This window comes from Mesorhizobium sp. M7A.F.Ca.CA.002.15.2.1, assembly GCF_003998715.1.
Classification (GTDB): Bacteria; Pseudomonadota; Alphaproteobacteria; order Rhizobiales; family Rhizobiaceae; genus Mesorhizobium; species Mesorhizobium ciceri.
The window spans coordinates 1-5538 of record NZ_RZPI01000370.1 but is presented as its reverse complement, the minus strand read 5'-3'; the positions used below and the strand labels follow the sequence as shown (position 1 = coordinate 5538).

Sequence of the window (5538 nt, the reverse complement as noted above, 5' to 3'; positions counted from 1 at the left end):
GGCGCGGGCTTCACCCAGGCAACAGGAGAGAGATCATGAACAATATCATTTGGCTCGTTGGAGCTGTGGTCATCGTGATAGCGATCTTGAGCTTTTTTGGCCTCCGCTAGCCGGACGCGCGTGCCAGTTGAGATGTTTTCCGGAATCTGTCCGCGAGCGCACGTATGAAGGCATAAAGCGGCCGGTTGACCGTCTGGTTGCTGTCCAGTGCAACAGGCATCGCTGTCGGCCGGCGGGGAGACGCGAGTAATCTCGCTTGAGGGGCAGGTGGAGCGCCGAAGTCGGGATGCGCTAACTCTTTGTTTTTTCTGGTCGGAGTGGCAGGATTTGAACCTGCGACCCCCTCGTCCCGAACGAGGTGCGCTACCAGGCTGCGCTACACTCCGTGACCAGACCGCGGGCTTATAGCCGCCACACTTCGTTCCTGCAAGCGGCATGGCAGCACTTCTGTCGCATTTCATCGGCTTTCGTCGAGCATAGCCCGAAAGGCTCGGATTCCCTCCTGGGATAAACGTGGCTTAAAGCCTTCTGTGCTAAGCCGCAGTCCTCGACAACTCGTAATTTCCGCCACTCGGAGTTTTCCAGTCTTGTCCTTCAGCATCGTTGGCGACGCCCGGCCCAACAGTTTCGAGTTCGAAACCGAAGCGCTGATCAAGCCATCCGGCTTTCGAGAATATGATGCGCGCTGGTGGTTTGGCCATCCCGGCTCCGCGCAACTGCCGGAGCTCAATCTGAATGGCGTCCAGGCGCTCGGAATGGGGCTTGGCACGCTGATCCGCCGTGTCGGTGCCGGTCCCGATATCGTCACCGGGCACGATTTCCGCTCCTATTCGCTTGGCATCAAGCTGGCGCTGGTGTCCGGTTTGATGGCTGCAGGCGCTCGGGTGAGGGACATCGGACTGGCGTTGTCGCCGATGGCCTATTTCGCCCAGTTCGCACTGGACGTGCCTTCGGTCGCTATGGTCACCGCCTCGCATAACGAGAGTGGCTGGACCGGCGTCAAGATGGGTGCGGCGCGGCCGCTGACTTTCGGGCCGGAAGAGATGAGCGCGCTGAAGCAGATTGTACTGGCCGGCGATTTCGATCTCGTCGGCGGCGGCTCCTACGATTTCGTTCGCGATTTTCGCGCTACTTATCTCGACGATCTGACCGAGGACAAGCGCATCACCCGAAAGCTGAAAGTGGTCGCCGCCTGCGGCAACGGCACCGCCGGCGCCTTCGCGCCGCAAGCGCTGCAGCGCATCGGCTGCGAGGTCATCCCGCTCGATGTCGAACTCGACCACACCTTTCCGCGCTACAATCCCAATCCCGAGGATATGCAGATGCTGCATGCCATCAGGGACAAGGTGCTTGAGACTGGAGCCGATGTCGGCCTTGGCTTCGACGGTGACGGCGACCGCTGCGGCGTCGTCGACAATGAGGGCAATGAGATTTTTGCCGACAAGGTCGGTGTGATGCTGGCGCGCGATATCTCCAGCCAGCATCCGGGCTCGACCTTCGTCGTCGACGTCAAGTCGACCGGCCTGTTCAACACAGACAGCGTGCTGCGCGCCAACAGCGCCGTCACCGACTACTGGAAGACCGGCCACTCCTACATCAAGCGCCGCGTCGCCGAGCTTGGCGCCGTCGCCGGTTTCGAAAAGTCGGGCCATTTCTTCTTCAACCCGCCGATCGGGCGGGGTTATGACGATGGGCTGGTCACCGCCATTGCCATCTGCCAGATGCTGGACCGCAGCCCCGGCAGTTCGATGGCCGATCTATACCGCGCGCTGCCGCTGACCTTCGGCACGCCGACCATGTCGTCGCACTGCGCGGACGATGTGAAGTATGGCGTTGTCGAGCGGGTGGTTGCCGACTTTCAGGCCATGAAGCGGGATGGAACGGTTTTTGCGGGCCAGAAGATCGCCGACCTCATCACCGTCAACGGTGCGCGCGTTGTCGCGGACGACGGCACCTGGGGACTGGTGCGCGCCTCGTCGAACAAGCCGGAACTGGTCGTGGTCGTCGAAAGCCCGGTGTCGTCGCAGCGTCGACGGGAGATGTTCGAGGCTGTCGACACCGTGCTGCGCCGCAGCCCCGAGGTGGGCGCCTACAACCAGACCTTTTGAATGGTGGTTGAATGACCGAGCGGATTGTCAGTTTTGTCATGAGCGGCGGGGTCGGCTCGCGGTTGTGGCCGCTGTCGCGCGAGGACAATCCCAAGCAGTTCCACGATCTGTCCGGCGACGGCTCGATGCTGGCCAAGACCTTGCGCCGGCTGACGGCCCGGCCGGAAGGCGAAACGCCGATCTTCCTGATTGCCGCGGAGCGCCATGCCGACCGCGTTCACGCCGATCTTGCCGGCCTCGACCTCGCCGGCGGCGGGCCGCTGTTCGAGCCGACCGGGCGCAACACAGCCGCCGCCGTCGCACTGGCGACGCTGCGCACACTGTCCGAGTTCGGCGACAGCCTGGTGCTGGTGGTGCCGTCGGACCATGAGATATCGACCCCGCGCCAGTTCTGGCAGAGCGTCGAAGCCGGCACCGAGGCAGCGCGTAGCGGCCGGCTGGTGGTGTTCGGCATCAGGCCGACACAGCCCGAGACCGGCTACGGCTATATCGAGGTTGCGGCCGAAAGCGGCGGCATCTTCGACGTGTCGCGCTTCGTCGAAAAGCCGGATCTTGCGACTGCGCAAAGCTATCTCAAGGCCGGAAATTTCTACTGGAACACCGGTATCTTCCTTTTTCGCGCCAGCGCCATGCGTGATGCCTTCATAGCGTTCCAGCCGGATATCTGGCAGGCCACCGAAGCAGCGTACAAGGCAGCGACATCGGATTTGTCCGGCCTTTACATGCCGCTAGAACTCTACGCCGCCATTCCGTCGAACTCGATCGACTACGCCATCATGGAGCGGGCAAAAGACATCGCGATGGTGCCGGCCGGCTTCCGCTGGAACGATCTCGGCTCATGGCAGTCGCTGCTCGATGTCGGCCCCGCCGACGACCGGGGCAATGTCATCATCGGCGACGTCGTCGCCATCGATTGCGAGAATTCCTACATTCGCAGTGACGGCCGCCTGCTGTCGGCGATCGGCATGAAGGACATCGCCATCGTTTCGACATCGGATGCCACCTTCGTCGCTCCGGTCAGCCACAGCCAACACGTCAAGAAGATCGTCGAGCAGCTCGAAAAATCGGGTCGCCTGGAAACCAGGTTCACGCCGGCGCATGACCGCGTCATCGAAAGCGGCGCCTGGCGGCGGCGCGTGCATCACTGGCTGTTTCAGGAGACCTTGCCGCTGTGGTCGACATCGGGCGTCGACGAACGCCATGGCGGCTTTCACGAAGCGCTTGGCCTGGACGCTTCGCCGTTGATGAAGCCCAAGCGCATGCGCACCACGGCGAGGCAGGTCTATGCCTTCGCCGTTGCCCGGGCGCGCGGCTGGGACGGTCCGGCCGACCGGCTGATCAGCCACGGCATCGCCTTCATGGCCGGCAAGGGCCGCACCGACAAGGGCGGCTGGGTTCGGACGCTGAATGTTGACGGTTCGGTTGCCGACGCCACCGAGGATGCCTACGATCATTCCTGCGTGCTCCTGGCACTGGCGCATGCGCATATGTCTGGCAATCCCGACGCCTTGCGCCTCGGCGAGGAAACCTTCGCCTTTCTCGATGCGCATCTCGAAGACAGCCGCATGACCGGCTTCCTTGAGACATCGGATGGCAAAGGCGAGCGCCGCTCCAACCCGCATATGCACCTGCTTGAGGCCTTCCTCGCCTGGCACCAGGCGACCGGCGAGCGCGCCCATCTGCGCCGCGCAGCGCGCATCATCGACCTCTTCCGCAGTCATTTCTTCGATCCGGAAAGCTGGACGCTTGGCGAGTATTTCGATGCCGAATGGAAACCATCCGCCGGCGAGAAAGGCTCGTGGACCGAGCCTGGCCACCATTTCGAATGGGCCTCTTTGTTGGTCGATTTCGCCGGGCGCAGCGGCCAGGCCGAGTTGAGCGGCTTTGCCAGGAAACTCTACGCCTCGGCCATCGCCAATGGCCTCAACCGCGCCACCGGGCTTGCCTATGGCGCCGTCTCGCGGCAGGGCCTGCCGCTCGACCTGATATCGCGCAGCTGGCCGCAGGCCGAAGCCGTGAAGGCGGCGATCGCACTGGATGGCTCGGGCGGCCCCGATCTGAAGCCCGAGATCGAAGCGCGCGTCGGCCGGCTGTTCCGCTGGCACATCGACCCGGCGCCGCTCGGCCTGTGGATCGACCGCATCGACGAGCGCGGCCGCTCACTGGCATCGGACGTTCCGGCCAGCATCTTCTATCATCTGGTCTGCGCGCTGACCCAGTATCTGGACAGCACGGCCGACCTGAAGGCGTAAGGGCAGCCTCAGTACGGGCTCGCCACATCCCCGGTCTCGACATAGATCGACTTCAGCTGCGAATAGAGCGCCAGTGCGGCCAGTGAATTCTCACGCCCGATGCCTGACTGTTTGAAGCCGCCGAACGGGATTTCCACCGGCGTCAGATTATACGCGTTGATCCAGCAGGTGCCGGCCTGCAGTTCGGCGATGACGCGGTGGGCGCGCGGCAGGTCGCGCGTGAAGACGCCGGCAGCGAGGCCGAATTCGGTGTCGTTGGCGCGGTCGATCACCTCGTCCTCGCCGTCGAATTTCAACACGCTCATCACTGGTCCGAAAATTTCTTCACGGGCGATGCGCATGCCATCGGTCACGCCGGTGAACACCGTCGGCTCGACGAAGAAGCCGCCCTGAAAGCCCTGCAGCGAAGGCACATTGCCGCCGCAAGCAAGCGTCGCTCCATCCTGCTTGCCGATCTCGATATAGCCGGCCACCTTGTCGTGCTGCGCCTTGGAGACCAGCGGTCCCATCTGGGTTTCGGGATCGAGCGGGTCGCCGATGCGGATTTTCTTGGTCCGCTCTATCAGACGGTCGACAAAGCGGTCGTGGATGCCGCTCTGCACGAAGACGCGCGTGCCGTTGGAGCAGATCTGTCCGGTCGAATAGAAATTGCCGAGCATGGCGCCGCCAATGGCGTTCTCGATGTCGGCATCGTCGAACACGATCAGCGGCGACTTGCCCCCGAGTTCCATCGTCGCGTGCTTCATCTTCGAGCCGGCAAGCGACAGCACCTTGCGGCCGGTCGGCACCGAACCGGTCACCGAGACCTTGGCGACGACATCGTGGCCGACAAGCCCGGCGCCGACATCGCCATAGCCCTGCACAACGTTGAACAAGCCGTCGGGTAGCCCCGCTTCGCTGTAGATCTCGGCCAGTGCCAGCGCCGACAGCGGCGTGTTTTCCGACGGCTTGAACACCATGGCATTGCCCATGGCGAGCGCCGGTGCCGATTTCCAGCCGGCGATCTGGATCGGGTAGTTCCATGCGCCGATGCCGACACAGACGCCGAGCGCTTCGCGCCTTGTGTAGGCGAAGGGTCCGCCGAGATCGACCGACTCGCCGTTGTAGGCGGCAACGGCACCGCCGAAATATTCAAGGCAGTCCGCAGCCGAGGGCGCATCCGCCACCAACGTTTCCTG

3 protein-coding genes and 1 tRNA gene are annotated in these 5538 nt (G+C 63.4%); 2 read left to right on the top strand and 2 right to left on the bottom strand.

Annotated features, from left to right (window positions below; genetic code table 11):
* Positions 1-309: 309 nt before the first annotated feature.
* Positions 310-386: transfer RNA gene (locus tag ENZ74_RS20020), tRNA-Pro, on the bottom strand.
* A gap of 201 nt (positions 387-587) precedes the next feature.
* Between ENZ74_RS20020 and ENZ74_RS20015 the strand changes: the two genes are divergently transcribed.
* A complete protein-coding gene (locus tag ENZ74_RS20015; RefSeq protein WP_127312946.1) occupies positions 588-2108 on the top strand; it encodes a phosphomannomutase/phosphoglucomutase in 1521 nt (506 codons plus the stop codon).
* 11 nt (positions 2109-2119) lie between these two features.
* Positions 2120-4360 (top strand): mannose-1-phosphate guanylyltransferase/mannose-6-phosphate isomerase, encoded by a 2241-nt coding sequence (locus ENZ74_RS20010; RefSeq protein WP_013532683.1) that lies wholly within the window; start codon positions 2120-2122, stop codon positions 4358-4360.
* 8 nt (positions 4361-4368) lie between these two features.
* Here ENZ74_RS20010 and betB read toward each other — a convergent pair.
* Positions 4369-5538, bottom strand: a 1170-nt coding sequence (gene betB, locus ENZ74_RS20005; protein WP_127312945.1) for a betaine-aldehyde dehydrogenase, incomplete at its 5' end; no start/stop codon positions are given.